The sequence below is a fragment of the Paraburkholderia sp. GAS32 genome (assembly GCF_050434225.1).
Taxonomy (GTDB): Bacteria; Pseudomonadota; Gammaproteobacteria; order Burkholderiales; family Burkholderiaceae; genus Paraburkholderia; species Paraburkholderia madseniana.
On the sequence record NZ_JBNPVS010000064.1, the window covers coordinates 44,531 to 59,949 of the forward strand.

Below are 15,419 nucleotides of genomic sequence, written 5' to 3' on the forward strand. Positions count from 1 at the left end.
GCCGGAAGGCGCCACATCCGAAAAATCCAACCTCAGAGTGTCTTCGAATGAAAGCTAGCCCGATACGAATCACCTTGATTGCAACAACGCTAGTCTTCGCAACGGCAGGCACGGCAAACGCCGCAGGCTGCCTCAAGGGCGCGGTGGTAGGCGGGGTCGCTGGGCATTACGCGGGGCACCACGCCGTCGTTGGTGCGGTCGGTGGCTGCATGGTCGGCAGGCACCTTGCGAAGCAGCACGCTCAAGAGCAGGCTCAACAGCAAGCCGCCCAACGTCAAGCAGCGCACGCGCAATAAAACGTCGTCGGCTTGGTGTACCCGGTGGAACCAGAAAATCGCTGGTCCACCGGGCACCTGGTAACTACGTTTAGGTCGTCAACTCGGCGCCAGACTCGACTGTGGCCACCGGAGCGGGCACAGCCACGCTCTTGCGCGGCGCTTTTTCCGCCGGCGCCTTCTTAACCGGAACCTTCGCGCTCGCAGCCTTCTCGGCAACCACTTTCTTCACCGCAACCTTCTTCGTCGGTGCGGTCTTTGTCGCCGCAACCTTCTTGACGACGGCTTTCTTGGCAACTGCCTTTTTGGCCGAAGGTTTCGTCTTGGTCGAAGCACTCACATCGGCCGCCGCACCAGCGCCATCAATCAAAAAACTCGTCCGGTCTTTTGCTGCAGCGAGCCACGCCGGAGCCGGCCCACGTCCGCTCCACGTTGCGCCCGACTTGGGGTCAAGATAGAGCGCCGGCCGCGGTCCTTTCCGTTCGCCTTTGCCCGCAGTTGCACCGGTTGCCTTCGAAGCCTTCTTGGCCACAGTCTTGGCTTTGCTCACAGCACCTGCGCTCGTCGCAACTGTCGCTTCGGCACTACCTGCAATCAGGAATTTGCTTCGGTCCTTGACGTTAGCAAGCCAAGCCGGAGCGCGGCCATGTCCGGTCCATGTCGCGCCTGATTTGGGGTCTTGATACATCGCCGGCTGCGGACCGCGAACATAAGCTCCCACCGACTTCGCCGCCTTGGCAGGCAGCGGCTTCACTGCGGCCGCAGCCGCATCGACCAAGTATTTGTCGCGGTTCTTGGCAGCCGCAATCCACTGTGGCGCGCGCCCGTGCCCGGACCACGTTGCGCCGCTTTTCGGGTCCCGGTATTTGGCAACAGACGTAGCGGGCTTCGCGGCGGTCTTTGCCGCCGCGGGTTTCGCGCGCTGCTTGCCGCCAGCGTGCGCGTCAATGTCAGCGGTGGTCAGGCCGTGTTTTGCCATCAACTCGCGAATCTTTTCGATGACGCCCGACGATTGCTTTGCCATCAGCGCATCCGCCTGTGCCTGCAGTTTTTTCATCTTCGCCTGCACTGCTTCCAAAGTTGTTGCCATCAGGTGACCTCCGTATGATTGTGGCCGCAATATGCCACGTTCGCGCTAGAAAAGGCTAGCGCATTGACTAAAGCGGCGTATCACCAAAAATCACAACACTGCGTCGCCGCGCTCCATACCCGTCACTTCGGTCCGCTCAAGGCTTGTCCTTGCCGCGAACATTACCTGGTGGTTCCCCGCTACTTCCACCGCTCCTCCCTCTGCGTCGGAAGAGAGCGCCGAATCCAACGGCGACAAGCAAGGCCGTCATCAGCCCGGCGCTCATGCCGCTTGCGCTACGGGATTCACTTGCGCTAGAAGGAGCAGAAGCGGCCGTAGGCGAAGAGGCTTGAGTCTCGACAGGCTGCGGAAGCGCCACGCCGGCGGCACTCCCTTGATGCACAAGAGATGCTTCCGATGTCGGCAAGGCGTGGGATGCGGGAAGGGCGATTGCGTCTGAAGTAGGTCCGACAGGGGCCATTGCAGTAGCCGAGGCGATAACCGGAGCCACTGCAGCGCGGGAAGTGGTTTCGACGGACCTGGCTATCACCGCCCACCGAACAAATACGCCGTCGATGCAGTGGACGTCAGTGCAGGCGTTCCGCGATTGCCTCCACCGAGCGAGTTGTGCGGGCGAGAGTTTCCCACTGCTCAGCAGAGCCTGCTGTTGCGCGAAGATATCTTCGTACTCGTTGTTCAGGATGGCGTGGTCGCATATGACGCGCTCAGCCGGTTGTCGCGTGGTTGCACACTGAATATCGTTCGCCCATGCCGCGGTCGAACCAAACGCTGCCATTGACAGCAACAAGACCAAATGTCGTCTCGGATACACCAGTCCTCCTGGAATGTGATTGCCGCTATTACAACTGCTGTCGCCTGTGAGGGAACTCAAGTCTGTGCCTAACGGACTCAAGGGACACATGGCGCCGCTATTGCATCAGCCGTATTAGTTCAGTCGTGGGAAAGGTCTGAACTAACTCGCCTATCGTGAACAGCGGGAGTAGGCACCACGATGAATCCCCCTAGCTCATCGCCGTACGCTTCGACTCTTCCGTCAAGTAGATAATTTGCCGTCAACGCGCACAGCGCCGCATCAACGTCGTCGATAGACCTCAGCGACGTTGTTTCAACTCCCTCATGTTTGAGGATTTCCCGCCGCTGAGTTCCCTTTTTTTTTGCTGACGCGACTTCTTTCCCAAGGTAGGCGCAAGTTATCGCGTGGGGAAACGTCTCGAAACACACTCGGTCACCGATTTCTTCACCATTCTTGAAAAGAGGAAAGTGTGGGGCGAATGCGTCATATACACGCTCGCCGTTGAACATCCACCCGTAGAATCCGCTTTTACTGGACATGGCCATTTCGCGAGTCGGTGTGGCAAACGAAAAGATTCTTTGTTGAGCAAGAGACTTCTCAGCTTTCCTGCCGCCCTCGCCAATTCGCCACCTACAGGGTGCGTCAATGCCCACAGCTGCTACCTCAAATTCGAAGCATTTTTCGAGCATATGCTCCGGCGCTTCTTTGCGGAGGTTGCACACAATTTGGGTACCACGCAGGATAACCAGATGATTCCCCTTCCGTTCTCCGCCAATATCAATCCCAGCTACAGCTCGTTGTGACCTCATAATTCTCCTTCCTTCAACGAAGCGCGCCTACCTTGGTAGCAATAAGCCGCTGTTTAATTCGTCGAGAACACAGCCGCTGCCGTGTCGGCACGCAGTCGGCCGGCCGTGCACAACGAATCCGCGCCCGGGCATCTGCGACAAAGTCTGTCGTCATTCCAGCCCACGATGCCACGAACGGACGGTATAGCGAACCTGCCTTCTTCTGCCGTGCCTCCATCTGGAGGTTACTTGAACCGGAACCCACGACGACAGGCTGAGTTCTGGCCACGCCCCGCTCATCATTGCGACCGAGGCGAGCGCGGCGATTAGAGCCGGCGTGGCGACTACGATTCCGAGTTTCAGGAAGGAAAGCGCACTGACTTCGATGCCGTCACGCCGGAGCGCATTCAACCAGAGAATGGTGGCCAGAGACCCTGTAACCGCCAGGTTCGGACCGAGGTCGACGCCTATCAGGGCTGCGCTTGCAACCTGCGTCGGTGCATGCGCGGTAGCGAGGGCTGAACCGGCGATTAGACCGGCAGGAAGGTTGTTGATGAGATTGCTAGTCAGCGCGACCGCGGCCCCTGACCACCAACCGGCGTGTGTGGCCGAATGCTGGTAAGCGGCGTGCAGGACCTGGGCAAGGCTGTTAATGACGCCGGTTCGCTGAAGCCCCTCAACGAGCACGAAGAGTCCCGCGACAAGCGGGAGCACCGCCCAGGAAATTTCGGCGAGGTGGGCGAAAGGTTTCTTTCGGTTCTCATGGTTGATGTTGACTACAACAAGGCATACAACGACCAGTACGGTCATCAGGCAGGGGTTGAATGCCTGCGCGTTATCGCTTCGGCGATTTCTTCGGCGGCCGGTCGTGCATCCGATGTGGCAGGTCGTTACGGTTGAGAGGAGTTCGCCTTGATTCTGCGCAACACGGATGTTGCGGGCGGACGAGTTTTCGCCGAGCGGATTCGCGAAAAAATCGAAAATCTCCGGTTGCCCCACACGTTCAGTCCATTTGGTTTGGTTACTCTTAGTATCGAGGTCGCCGCGCAACAGCCGACGGACACCACTAAGCCATTGGAACTCGTCGAAACAGGAGACCGGGCTTTATACGCCGCAAAGAAAGCAGGTCGAAATCGCGTTTCATGAGCCGGCAGTAACATACCTCCGCCGGGTCATCTCCTCTGACAGCTACCCGCGCCCCTTAATTCCATTGGATTAAATTCAACGCGAAACGTGAGCGACCGTATTGAGTCCGACAAGGAGAACGTGTCATCGGCCGCCACCATGGCCGCCTCCGCCACCATGCCCCCCTCCGCCACCATGGCCGCCTCCGCCTGCATGCTCGCCGCCGCCTCCATGTCCGCCGTGCCATTCACCATGCCAACGGTCGCCATGCCAGTGATATCCGCCCCAACCTCCGCAGCCGCCCCAATTACTGCAGGTTCTGTACCCCGCGCCGTAGACGGGATAGCCATACACCGAATCGTATGGCTGGGCGCCTCCATATCCTGGTGCGACCGCGCAACCAACCAAGCTCGCTGCCACGCCGAGCAACGCAATCAACTTAATCACGATTTCCTCTCGAATGACGCTGAGGGCGAACCGTGAGAAAAGGCCGGCCGCCGTCGTTGCTAACAACCAAAGTTCGGAAGTGCCTGATGGGCATGCGTACTCTTTCGAATACGCCAGCAGACGGCCGCCCAATCAGCGTTAAATCCTGAAGCGAATAGCTAGGTGTAGGGCCTTAAATTCACTTACTGGGCCTCTTTGGAAGCCTCTCTCACTGCAGCATCTTCGGGATGCGCGATTGCGTAGAGCTCTTTGTTTCTTGCGATGGTGTCAGCGCTCGGAGGATACTCAAACCGCTTGTAGGGCAACAATCCATCTCGCCAGGCCTGAACAAGTTCCTCATGCACCTGCTCCCGGGTCTTGCCCTGGCTGGCCTGCGTTTCTTGCGCCGCCACCAGGCCCGTTGCAGCAAGGGTCACTACACCGAATGCAAATGCTGGCCACTTCATCACGCTCTCCTTGACTCGCCGAAAACAGCCGGAAAGACAAGTATGGAGAGATGTCTCTTGCGTCCGGATGAACGCGAGATTACAAATGAGACATGAACGGGAACACTCATTCCGTCTTGACTGAAGCCCCGATGAGGAGAAAGACGATAAAGCCGACGAAGAAAGTGGCAGTGGCAGCCGCGGTTCCCGGGACGTCGCGACCGGCTTCCAATCCGTCAGGCACATCAGCGGTATAGGATGAGCGAGAGGCGACAAACGCGGTGAGCGATGCGACTTCCTCGTAGCCGCAGCAAGCGCTTGACGTGCGGCATTTGTACGTCCGTTTTCGTCCATGCTTTCCTATTCGTCCGGAATGCGTCGACCAGGAAGGAAACCTTTCGCGCTGCGGTCATACCGCGGGAACACCGCTAAGCTGCGGATTCGTGAACGTGCTCCCGGTTGAGTCGTGGGATTGTTGCGTCTTTTGCATTTCAGAAATGCAGCGCTTATGAAGCGAGTATTGCGCTAAGCTATCCCCGCATCGCAGTCGCCAGTGGCATTGCATCGCTCGTCCGACACGCCCTTACTGCCACCTGGATTTCCATGAAACACGTTCTCAAGAAAGCTCTTGCTGTTCTGCTCGTAGCCGCATTCGCTGCCCCGGCGGTGTCTTTCGCCGACATGCATCGCGACGAAAGACACGCCCCTGTGCGGCATCATTACCAACCTCACCATCATCAGTTTCACCAGCACTACCGCTCGCATAGGTAAGCATCGCGCGCCAGCAACACAGGCTCCGGTAGAGAACGGTTTTCCCTGGATGGGCAAACCGTTTGTTGGCTTTACGATTTATGTCTTGAGCGTGCCTCTTTCTTTCCGGATGTACCCGCATGTAACTGGTCACGCCCGGCTATTTGTCGTGCGGTTGACCCGTATGACGTCATCCTGAAAAAGCGATGCGCGCCGCACGGGAGCGACCGTGGAGGCGTAGATAACAGAATCGTAATTTGCCGGTCAGCGCATGGTTAGTATTGAACGGTCAAGATTAACTACGGGTTCCGACCTATGGCGGTCCCGCATCGCCACCCCCATTGCGGGTAGAGACATCATGAAACTCGTTGCATGCAACGGACATTTTTAACGAGCCAGGCTGACGGAGCGCAGAGTTTCGCCTTGTCGCTGGTCGACTCGGTGCGCCGCAGAGTCTGGTCACAGGAGATTTAGTATGAAACTAAGTGCCAGCACGTTTGTGCGACTGCGCCGTCTCGCTCCGGTTCTCGATGATGTACTCAACTCGTGCGAAGTCGAGCACGCCGACCAGGCAGTGGACCTTGCTTCACTTGCCCAGCTATGCTCGCAGCTGTTTGACACGTACCACAGCCAACACCCGGGCCAGATTGCGCAGATAGCGCAAGCGCGACTCGAAGCCGTTGAGTTGCTGTAACGCGCAACCTCTGGACTGGCGGCGGGTTCAGGTATGGGCATCAAGGTCGCACCAGACGATTTCTGGACCGGTTACTCCAACCTTGCGTACATTAGCGGTTTCCCATCAGCACGCTAAAGATTGACAAGTCCTTCGTCGACGATATCGAAGAAGACGAAGACACCCGGGCACTCACCCAAGCTGTCGTGTCGCCCGGCAAAGCGTCGCGTCTGGATGTGCTCGCTCCTCGCTTGCGTCGGCGATTCGACAACTGACCTTTCACGAGACAGACAGCGTGAAATCAAATTTTTCAGTATGCTGCCCGATGCGCGTCCGGCAATCGCGGTCCTCGCAGGACCTGCGGGTGCGAGCAGATAACTCCCAAAGCATTAAGAGACAATGAACGCTACAATCCTGAATCCCAGTATCGACCGGGACAAGTTGGAATCCCTCGCTTACTCCAAGGTCACCTGGCGTCTTCTCCCTTTTCTCTTCCTCTGCTACGTGGCAGCGTATCTGGACCGCGTCAACGTTGGCTTCGCCAAACTGCAGATGCTCAACGACCTTAAGTTCAGCGACACAGTCTATGGCCTTGGTGCTGGCATCTTCTTTATCGGTTACTTCTTCTTCGAGGTTCCCAGCAATGTGTTGATGCATCGCTTCGGCGCCCGCTTGTGGATAAGCCGAATCATGATTACATGGGCGGTTATTTCGTCCGCCACGCTTTACGTGTCAACGCCAACCTCGTTTTATATATTGCGCTTTTTGCTTGGCATTGCCGAAGCCGGCTTCTTCCCCGGTATCGTTCTCTACCTGACCTACTGGTATCCGGCCGAGCGCCGCAGTCGTGTCAATGCGCTTTTCATGATGGGCATCCCCGTTGCAGGGGTCATCGGCGGCCCGCTGTCGGGCTGGGTTATGCAGGCATTCAATGGCGTTCATGGCCTCGCAAACTGGCAGTGGCTCTTCCTGCTGGAAGCCATCCCCTCCATCGTTCTTGGCGTCATCACGCTCATCTATCTGCCGAATGGGATTCGCGCCGCAAAGTGGCTCACGGAGCCGGAGAAGAAGCTTCTTGAGGAGAAGATTGCGCAGGACGGTGCTGGAAAGCTGCACGCCACAGTAGGAAGTGTCCTCGGCAACGGCCGCGTGTGGTTCATGGCCGCCATCTACTTCTGCTGCATGATGGGTCTCTATGGCGTGGGCTTCTATTTGCCGACGCTCATCAAGGCTGCCGGAGTGAAGGATGTGCTCGACGTTGGCATGCTGACCGCCATTCCTTACGGATGCGCGATTGTTGCCATGCTTCTGATTGCGCGAAGTGCGGACAGGCTGCGCGAGCGCCGCTGGCATTTTGCGGCCGCCGGCCTCATGGCAAGCGTGGGCCTCCTGCTTGCAACGGTCTTTGGTTCGAATGTTGAACTTGCGATGATTGCCCTGTCGCTCGGAACGGCGGGCGTACTCGCAACGATGCCAGTCTTCTGGGCGTGGCCGAGCGCCATGCTTGGCGGAAGCGCAGCGGCTGCGGGCATCGGGCTAATTAACTCGGTGGGCAACCTCGCCGGCTTCGTCAGTCCGACCATCGTCGGCTGGATGAAAGATGTGACGAACAGCACCAACGCAGGCATATACGTCATCGCCGCAGCCCTCTTCGCTGGCGCGTGCCTCGCGTTCCTTCAGCCGCGTGAAGTCCAGACTCGATAGACACTGACACTCATAATGAGCAAATCGGCAAAGTCGAGTTCCTGTTCACTGTCGAAATATCGCCGGCCGGTCTCCGCGTCGCGCCAGCGTGGCCCGAAAAGCGACAAGCAGACGCCATGAGCCTGCCGGGAATGGCGCGCTTTGGCGAAGGGACGTCATTGTCCCGAGAAGAATTCTCGTCTGCTATGCAGGGTATCGACCGCGTGAGCAAGGATAAGAACTGTCGCCACGGCTATGAGTTCATAGGTTGCCGAATGTTCTGTATCAATCCAGACGCCCAAATACAACATTGAAGAACCGGTTTCTTGATTCTCCAATCAGAACCGCCGCATTCGCTTGCTCCTGCGTTTCCCGGGATGCGGCAGCCACCGTTTCGGGCCGGTATGAAAGCAGCGCGGGAACGTTCACGTCCTCATCGATTTCCGGCCAGAACAACTGCTGTCGGTCCAGCGAAATGGCAAAATGCTCGCGTTCCGTTGCCGTCGCCACCTTCAGAACAGGAAACCAGTTCAGTGGGAATCGCACGGCCTGACCGTCGGACAGGTTGAGAAACAGATGTGTATTGTCGAAACGCACGTCAACTACGACGCCGTGCATGGTCACCTCCTGAGCGGGAAGCATCTGAACGACAGACTGTCACAGGTTGCGCTCAACAAAAAACGCCGACAAGTAAGTTGCCCCCCGGCATCGGGATTGAAGTGGGGTGTCCTCTTCACCTTGGGGGCAACCCATTGATGGCGATAGCAACGCCGCCCCCTCGAAGCTCTCGCAATGGCCCCACTTCTGCCGCCGCCGGCTCGGGAACACCGCTTGCGCGCCACTGGTGTACCTTTTTCGAAGGAGGTAAATCATGGGCTCAATCAACCCGCAAAGTGGCACCCAACTCGGAGCCGGCATCGTCGGCGGTGGTATGGGCGAGGGGCCGGGGCCGGATGTCATGGCCGCAGCAACGCTCGATGGAAACAAGGTCGTGTCCTCTGATGGCGAACACGTGGGGAAGATTTCGGACATCATGCTGGACGTCCGGAACGGACGCATCGCCTATGCAGTGCTTTCTGAGGGAGGCTTCCTCGGAATGGGTTCTAATCTGCACGCCATCCCGTGGAGTGCATTAACTCTCGACACGGACGAGAAGTGCTTCGTCGTGGACATTGCCGCACAGCGCCTCAAGGACGACCCGGGTTTCGACAAGGACCACTGGCCGACGATGGCGGATGCGAAGTGGGGGGAGTCAACGTACAGCTACTACAACCGGCAGCCGTACTGGTTAGCGACCCATGAAGTGGTGGAAAACGACCCCGCCGTCCGGCTAGAAGCGCTGGACAGTGACCCAGTCGTCCGGCCTAGAGAGCACTGAAAACACTACTATGTAAGCCGTCCCACGCGGACGGCTTTCCTGTCGCTTTAGCGCCTATGTCGCCGTGTTTACGTCGGCGGCGTAGGCGCCTTGGTTGTCAACCGACGCGCGCGTCCTCTGCGATATCTGGCCACCCGCCCGCCCGGCCCGTTTCATCGTGGTCACCGGAGGGGTGCCGAGGCAATGCCACACGAATAGCAACCGCTCCCGTGGGGGCTGGGATATCCCGAAGAAATCGAGCGGCTACGGGCGCAGGATAAAGTCCATCCAACCTTCGTGAGTCTGCACATCAAACCTTGCCGATACCTGGCCCGCCCCCGGAAGACTCCCCGATACTCCTTTGCCAGCGCTTATTCTCTAGTAGGTCTTCTTCATGTCGCTCTTCATGTCGCTACCTGAAGCAGGCGAGTCCATCGTCCCCTTTTTCTGCATCTGTTTTTTCGACTTGCTGTCCGATTTACCCATGGTGTTCGCGCCGGACGCACCTGACATCGTGTCCGTAGCGCCACTCGCGTTCGGCGTTCCCATTCCGGTTCCGCCCTGGCCGGCACTCCCGGCGCCACCACCTTCACCGCCGCCACCAGCTCCCATTGCATACGTCGCACCCAACAAGCCTAAAATCAGCATCGAAACCATGACTCCCTTTTTGGCAACCCGCATCACTGTCTCCCTTGAACGCACAGCGGCTAGTTGCAACCAGGCTGGTGCGACGCCGCCTCTTTTCTGCGCAATTCCCGTGCCGGTTAGTTTCGGCCGTCTGGAGCTCTGTGGCACCGACTCAGAGCATTCCGACTGACAACGCTACTTTGCAGAGGCTGCACTCGCGGCAGCAGCCTGACTTGCGGCCTTCGCCTTCTTACCGGCCTCGTGGTGCCCAACGGCACATCCGGCCGCCGCCCCAGCCACGCCGTGTTTTCCTGCAACGTGCCCGGCAACGCCTCCGACCACCGCTCCTTTCGCGCAGCCAGCAGCGGCCGCGTTATTAACAAGGGCGACGCTCAAAGCGAAGAGGACACAGCCAGCGAGTTTCATCATGATGCGTCTTCCGAAATGATGTTTTTCGATTTGCACCGCGCAAAAACGTACCGACGCAATAAAGGAATCTGGGCGGCCCTTCGCGAGGTCGATTTGCCGCGCAGAAGATGAACCGGACATCACGAACGAAACGATTCTCGGAGTACTCGACGGCGGGACTCTACTGGCCGCAGTCGGCTACGGCGCAGCGCTCGGGTTTTGCACGCGTCGTCGCGAACGTTGGCGGAGTGCGGGCTTTTCGAAAGACGACCGCGGTACGTGGCGCATGCCGCCGCTGGACGAGCTGTCGCCAACGACGCTCTCGCTGACCAGGCGTGTCTGGATGGGCGCACTGCGCGGCTATCTAGTCGTAGCTGTCTGCTGGTCGCGTCGGTAAAGTCGCGCAGATGACGCTGCCGCGCCAAGCAGGTATCGCTTCGCGGGCAGCGCCTTCGCACGTTGGGTGAAGGCAAAACACCGGGTGACGGCCTGTTGGCAGCGTTGCCTTGGCTCGCGTGTTGATACCTGTTGGTTCGCGGGCGAGCAGCGACGACTTGCCGTCCGTCGCCAATCAGCTTCAGCTACTAACAGCACTGCATCAATCAGGATTGGAGCTCTCCACCTTGTCTTCAAGGACTGCCCCATCCTGAGCGTCGACGCCGACCTCCTGCTTCACTTGTCCCCTGCGGATAACGAATGAATATCGCAATCCGCTGCCCCCGACTTCCTTTTCCAGTTCCTCATCGACAATTTTGCCGGGGTGTGCCCGGAGTGCGATAGAGCGCGCCTGCGCGATGCCAACCTTCGCATCCTTGGCGAACTGTTGTCCGCTGAATGCATGAGCACCAAGACTTGCAATCAACAACCCACATACCAATCCGGTTCCGAGAAGTATCCGCATATCAGCCCCCGTGTAGCTTTCCTTCAGTACGAAGCTGACATGTGAGACCTTAAGATTTCCTTATGGTAGTGCCGCCCAGTTGCATAACTGCACGCAGCAGGCGCCAAAAAGCCGGGCCGTTACCAAACCTCAAGACGATTGGCTTCGCCTGACACAGGCAGTACGCACTGCTCTGGGTCCGCTTGCCCGACGTGGGCTCCCGCTATCCGCAAAGTCTCTTCGCAACCGCCTAAGGTGCGGCTAGCCGAGCGAACCGTCCGAGCCCTCAGCTGAAGAGATGGTTGCCTGGCGACACTGCTTACTGAGGTGCTGTCGCGACCCGGACAACCGAAGCGGCAACGGCGGAGATAAATTCCGCGCGAACAGAATCGCCGACTCTCAGGCTGTCGAGCGATAAACCCGGGCAACATCGAACTCCTGTGTTTGAGTCGGGCCGCGCAGGGTGACCTTGCGGTTCTTCCGGTCGATTTTCAGTACCGTCGCCACGAACTCCACGCTTCGGGTCGAATTGACCTCTCCATTCGACGCCGGCTGCATGACTTCGGTTTCGATTCGCTCGCGGATGCCATTCGATGCCACTTTGTCTGCGTGCGTCAGAATTGGGTTTCTATAAGCAATATTGACCGTGTCCCCGAGTTGTAACTTCTTTACGTCAGCGATGTCCGGGCTGATTTCAAACACGACCATCTCGCCCGCCATGTCGCGCAAGGTCACGGTGTTGTACAAGGGGTCTATCCCAGCGACGCGTGCCTGGATATGCCGAAGGGCTTTCACACCGACTGCATGTCGTCCTGTGCGAGGGCCAGGCTCCTGGGCAACGGCCGATTGAAGTAAAAGCAGGCCGACCGGAACGGCAACAGCGACGACAGTTAAGCGGGCCTCGCCTGTTCTGGTTTCGCGCATATCCGCCTCCCCAAAAAGTCGAACGTTACAAAACCAGCCAGGCCAAAACAGTCATAGACATAAACCGGAACGTGGCCCAGCCCGCTTGCACCACAATGGCCGCGCGAGCTCGTTCGCCTCCCGTCGGAATGCTGTTGTCCGCCAGCCGAGATATCTGTTAGCAGCATACGGTCGCATGGAGGTGCACGTAATACAGCATAGGAAAACCGAGATATAAGCGGTTTCTGCCTCTCGATAACGAATACGCTTAGTTTTGAGGCTGGTCTTCGACACAACGACGATAACGCCCGCGGCAAATCTGCCCAACCGCGGACCCAGTTTCTGACCGTGGTCCCCACTCATACCCCGATTCGATTCGGCTTGATGTGTCCACGCGCCGGGCTCGCCCGGGGCCACTCATTCATCGTGGCCATCGGATAAACGACCAGACCCCGGGTGGAAACAAGCTGGTGCCCCGGAAGGACGGGACGTACAATTTTGGAAACAGGCAGCCAGAGAAACGAATGCGGAGTACCTGCCCGCGAAATGGCGGCCACCGCCGTTAGCCGTTCTGCAGCACTTCGTTGCGCGGCCCCGTCTCCACTTAGGGCAGAGTGATGGCTCGATGGCCGGCCGCCGCCCGTCCAAACCTGCCCGCAGCACTCCTGTGCAGCTGGCGCATTGAGCGACTGCCTTTCTCTTCGGAGCATGCGATGACGAACCAACCAAAGGAACAGAAACGCGGTGTCGGCCGCAAAGACGAAGACAAGCGCGCGGATGATATCCCGAACAGCGACACCGGCTCACCGGCACCTGACAGTGCTGCCCCTATCCTGCAGTCCGAGGATGATGGGCTGTTCGACGAAGACTCGCCGGAATAAGGGGCGACTGGACGAGGCGTTGCTCCGAAACAGCCCGTTTCGGAACAGGGACACGATGAACGGACATACCGCAATGGACGACCGGTTTGATAGACGAGAACTGCTGCTTCATCTCGGAGACATTCTCGAAGCGTTGCACTGTCTGGCCAGGACGAGTCGGCCGGACGCACCGGTGGCGCAGCTCGCGCAGAAAGAGAATTCGTTGCAGGACTTCGCGTTCCTCCGGGCGCTTGCGCCAACGATGACAGTTGCCGAATTCAGCGCACGCGCCGCCAGCGCGTTCTTCTTATGGCCAAAGGAGCTACTCGAGACTGAGCTCAACCGGAATGCGCTGGCGTCCACCGTTCAGCACGACCTTTTTGATGGCAACGCTGAAGGCTGGAGCGCGTATGTCGCTCACATCCAGAAGAAGGTGGCGTGGTTCGGGACCGGGCTTCTCAAGGTGAAAAGGGACCAGATGGCCGAACCGTCACACGATACCGGAAGTCAGGCGACTCCGCCCGAGGTGATGGGCGAGGTCCCGCGTGCCGCGCGTCGCGATGCGCCCAGCGAAAAGAAAGGTTGGCCCTGGCCCGGGCCAGAGTCGACGTCCTGACGCACTGTTGGTGTCTTACATTTCCAACGACCTGGTCGTAGGGCACCTGGGCTTTCGCGAGCAGCACATTTATGTGACTGGGCACGCGGCCGGCCACCGGGTGAATCGCGTACTTCACGTGGTCACCTGCATGAAACTTCAATGGACGTGCGATAGAGCCACGCTACGTTCACCACAATTCGGTCAGGCCAGCGAGCGCCACGATGCGCATCGGTGCCGGGTCGGCGCGTTTGCGCAGATGCGGTCGAGGCAAATGGAGAGGTGCATGGCCCGGGGCCTGCAGTGAAGAGTTACCCCTGTATTCCGGGCGCATGTGTTAGGCGCGTGAGGCAGTCACCCGATTGCTTGCCGCTTCGGGAACTGACCGTGTCACCCGGTCACCTGTGCCCGGCATCACGGTAGAGATTGCATGCTTGAAGACAAGCTGGCGACCTGACGCAGATTCCAGCATGACTGCGTACGTGTCGAACGCTACGAGATAACCACTGAGCCTGATTCCGTTTATCAGGTAGACGTTTGCCAATGTCTTTCCCGTGGCTAGCGACTGCAGGAATTCATATTGAAGGTCAGCCTGATTGGACATGTTGTTCTCGCTTGTCGGTAGCGCTTCTGCATTGTAGCTCTCGATAAGCCGACCCAGCCGCCGGGAAAACGCCAGGTCGGAATTGCTCTGTGAGTGAGAGATGTGGTCCACCGTCTGGCGGCAGCGAGCGGGGTAAGGCGTAGCAATTGCCCGTTATCTTGTAAATAGACTCTGGAGCATGCAAGTGCGGAACTCAACGAGCGAACACAACCCGGGCTCGCCAAAAAGCGAGGGGAAAATCGACCCGACGGTCAAGGACACCGTTCCTGCCAGCGACCCACCCGCAACCGACGGTCCGACGATGATACAGACCGATGAAGATGATGAGTTGCAGGACGAAGACTCCCCGAAATAGCAACAGTCGCCGAGCGCATTAACGTCACCCGCGACCCGACGCGACCGCCGCGTGCAAAACGAAAGCGCTTACGCGCCGAGGCAGCCGGTGGGGCCTTTCCTCAGGCGAAATGTGAGCAAAAACACAGAGCAACCGTGATTTTGCCCGCACGATGGCACCTGACCTGTTTAAAAGTACATCGGCACGCGAGACCAGGAAGCGCACAGAATACTGTTCAATAATTGGCGCCATCATTTGACCCGTCAGCGCAACCGCGGCGGCAGACGTTTTTTTCCGATGAGCAACTGTGAATCCGTGCAGTGACATGGGTAATGCCGTTATACGGTGACAGTCAGTTGCGCTTTACCCGCAGGTTCCCGGAGCCGCCCTCGCTCAGGGATTTCCCGCCGCTCCCCGTCGGGGAGCGGCTCTTTCTATACTGGGCGCAACCCACTCCAATGGAACGCTCGACATCCAGAGGCGACTACGGCTTCTCGCGCTCGCTACCAACCGAGGGGCCCGAATTCGCCTATGCCATCACGGTCGAGCCGCACTCAGTCATCTCGAGTCATCCGATGCATCTTCCGAACCACGCCGGCACCTTTTGAAGTCACTGCGTCTTCTACCGAGCTTCTGCCGGGCGGCGACGCTCAAGCGGAGAACGCCAAGGCCGTTCTCCCCGCTGATACCCGCGCTGCGTCGCCACCTAGAGCGTGTTAGGCACCTTGTGTGAGACCTGGTATCCTGGCGGGATGAAAAGAGCAGACCGCAAAGGGTATCCGACCGATGTGTCGGACGAAGA

19 protein-coding genes and 1 pseudogene are annotated in these 15,419 nt (G+C 58.6%); 7 read left to right on the forward strand and 13 right to left on the reverse strand.

Annotation, left to right across the window (positions count from 1 at the left end; genetic code table 11):
• Positions 1–47: 47 nt before the first annotated feature.
• Positions 48–296 (forward strand): hypothetical protein, encoded by a 249-nt coding sequence (locus P3T25_RS43660; protein ID WP_154563484.1) that lies wholly within the window; start codon positions 48–50, stop codon positions 294–296.
• A gap of 70 nt (positions 297–366) precedes the next feature.
• Here the strand turns inward: P3T25_RS43660 and P3T25_RS43665 are convergent, their stop codons facing one another.
• The 3 genes from P3T25_RS43665 to P3T25_RS43675 all read right to left on the reverse strand — a co-directional run bounded on the left by P3T25_RS43665 (position 367) and on the right by P3T25_RS43675 (position 3,945).
• Positions 367–1,365, reverse strand: coding sequence for an H-NS family nucleoid-associated regulatory protein (locus tag P3T25_RS43665; protein ID WP_154563482.1), 999 nt, complete (start codon positions 1,363–1,365; stop codon positions 367–369).
• A gap of 930 nt (positions 1,366–2,295) precedes the next feature.
• Positions 2,296–2,967: a DUF429 domain-containing protein gene (locus P3T25_RS43670; RefSeq protein WP_154563479.1), complete on the reverse strand. Its 672-nt coding sequence runs from the start codon at positions 2,965–2,967 to the stop codon at positions 2,296–2,298.
• Between the two features lie 150 nt (positions 2,968–3,117).
• Positions 3,118–3,945, reverse strand: coding sequence for an ArsB/NhaD family transporter (locus P3T25_RS43675; RefSeq protein WP_233464974.1), 828 nt, complete (start codon positions 3,943–3,945; stop codon positions 3,118–3,120).
• Between P3T25_RS43675 and P3T25_RS43680 the strand changes: the two genes are divergently transcribed.
• Positions 3,859–4,092, forward strand: coding sequence for a diguanylate cyclase domain-containing protein (locus P3T25_RS43680; protein WP_154563470.1), 234 nt, complete (start codon positions 3,859–3,861; stop codon positions 4,090–4,092). The two genes, P3T25_RS43675 and P3T25_RS43680, sit on opposite strands and share 87 nt — an antisense overlap.
• A gap of 26 nt (positions 4,093–4,118) precedes the next feature.
• Here the strand turns inward: P3T25_RS43680 and P3T25_RS43685 are convergent, their stop codons facing one another.
• The 3 genes from P3T25_RS43685 to P3T25_RS43695 form a co-directional block, all read right to left on the reverse strand.
• Positions 4,119–4,340, reverse strand: a complete 222-nt coding sequence (locus P3T25_RS43685; protein WP_174825308.1) for a hypothetical protein — start codon at positions 4,338–4,340, stop codon at positions 4,119–4,121.
• Positions 4,341–4,700: 360 nt separating this feature from the next.
• Complete coding sequence (locus P3T25_RS43690) at positions 4,701–4,964, reverse strand: DUF4148 domain-containing protein (RefSeq protein WP_429363585.1); 264 nt, start codon at positions 4,962–4,964, stop codon at positions 4,701–4,703.
• Positions 4,965–5,468: 504 nt separating this feature from the next.
• Positions 5,469–5,696, reverse strand: a complete 228-nt coding sequence (locus tag P3T25_RS43695) for a hypothetical protein (protein WP_429363587.1) — start codon at positions 5,694–5,696, stop codon at positions 5,469–5,471.
• 472 nt (positions 5,697–6,168) lie between these two features.
• On the opposite strand from P3T25_RS43695, the gene P3T25_RS43700 reads away from it, so the two are divergent.
• A complete protein-coding gene (locus P3T25_RS43700; protein WP_154563461.1) occupies positions 6,169–6,387 on the forward strand; it encodes a hypothetical protein in 219 nt (72 codons plus the stop codon).
• Between the two features lie 378 nt (positions 6,388–6,765).
• The gene (locus P3T25_RS43705; RefSeq protein ID WP_429363589.1) at positions 6,766–8,070 is read left to right on the forward strand and encodes an MFS transporter; all 1,305 of its coding nucleotides are present in this window, start codon (positions 6,766–6,768) and stop codon (positions 8,068–8,070) included.
• A gap of 264 nt (positions 8,071–8,334) precedes the next feature.
• Here P3T25_RS43705 and P3T25_RS43710 read toward each other — a convergent pair whose 3' ends face one another.
• On the reverse strand, positions 8,335–8,667 hold the full coding sequence (locus P3T25_RS43710; RefSeq protein WP_429363591.1) for a DUF2442 domain-containing protein: 333 nt from the start codon (positions 8,665–8,667) through the stop codon (positions 8,335–8,337).
• 253 nt (positions 8,668–8,920) lie between these two features.
• On the opposite strand from P3T25_RS43710, the gene P3T25_RS43715 reads away from it, so the two are divergent.
• On the forward strand, positions 8,921–9,427 hold the full coding sequence (locus P3T25_RS43715; RefSeq protein ID WP_154563454.1) for a PRC-barrel domain-containing protein: 507 nt from the start codon (positions 8,921–8,923) through the stop codon (positions 9,425–9,427).
• A 357-nt stretch (positions 9,428–9,784) separates the two neighbouring features.
• Here P3T25_RS43715 and P3T25_RS43720 read toward each other — a convergent pair whose 3' ends face one another.
• The 4 genes from P3T25_RS43720 to P3T25_RS43735 form a co-directional block, all read right to left on the reverse strand.
• Positions 9,785–10,087: a hypothetical protein gene (locus tag P3T25_RS43720; RefSeq protein ID WP_154567491.1), complete on the reverse strand. Its 303-nt coding sequence runs from the start codon at positions 10,085–10,087 to the stop codon at positions 9,785–9,787.
• Between the two features lie 141 nt (positions 10,088–10,228).
• Complete coding sequence (locus P3T25_RS43725) at positions 10,229–10,582, reverse strand: hypothetical protein (RefSeq protein WP_429363594.1); 354 nt, start codon at positions 10,580–10,582, stop codon at positions 10,229–10,231.
• A gap of 457 nt (positions 10,583–11,039) precedes the next feature.
• Positions 11,040–11,342 (reverse strand): PepSY domain-containing protein, encoded by a 303-nt coding sequence (locus tag P3T25_RS43730; protein ID WP_154567492.1) that lies wholly within the window; start codon positions 11,340–11,342, stop codon positions 11,040–11,042.
• 378 nt (positions 11,343–11,720) lie between these two features.
• Positions 11,721–12,245, reverse strand: coding sequence for a hypothetical protein (locus P3T25_RS43735; RefSeq protein WP_154567493.1), 525 nt, complete (start codon positions 12,243–12,245; stop codon positions 11,721–11,723).
• A gap of 692 nt (positions 12,246–12,937) precedes the next feature.
• On the opposite strand from P3T25_RS43735, the gene P3T25_RS43740 reads away from it, so the two are divergent.
• A complete protein-coding gene (locus tag P3T25_RS43740) occupies positions 12,938–13,105 on the forward strand; it encodes a hypothetical protein (protein ID WP_154567494.1) in 168 nt (55 codons plus the stop codon).
• A gap of 73 nt (positions 13,106–13,178) precedes the next feature.
• Positions 13,179–13,700 (forward strand): hypothetical protein, encoded by a 522-nt coding sequence (locus tag P3T25_RS43745; protein WP_154567495.1) that lies wholly within the window; start codon positions 13,179–13,181, stop codon positions 13,698–13,700.
• 28 nt (positions 13,701–13,728) lie between these two features.
• Here P3T25_RS43745 and P3T25_RS43750 read toward each other — a convergent pair.
• Positions 13,729–13,833 (reverse strand): annotated as a pseudogene (locus tag P3T25_RS43750) (NAD(P)(+) transhydrogenase (Re/Si-specific) subunit beta); the annotation flags it as partial.
• A 183-nt stretch (positions 13,834–14,016) separates the two neighbouring features.
• A complete protein-coding gene (gene hfq, locus P3T25_RS43755; RefSeq protein WP_154567496.1) occupies positions 14,017–14,283 on the reverse strand; it encodes an RNA chaperone Hfq in 267 nt (88 codons plus the stop codon).
• Between the last annotated feature and the right edge of the window lie 1,136 nt (positions 14,284–15,419).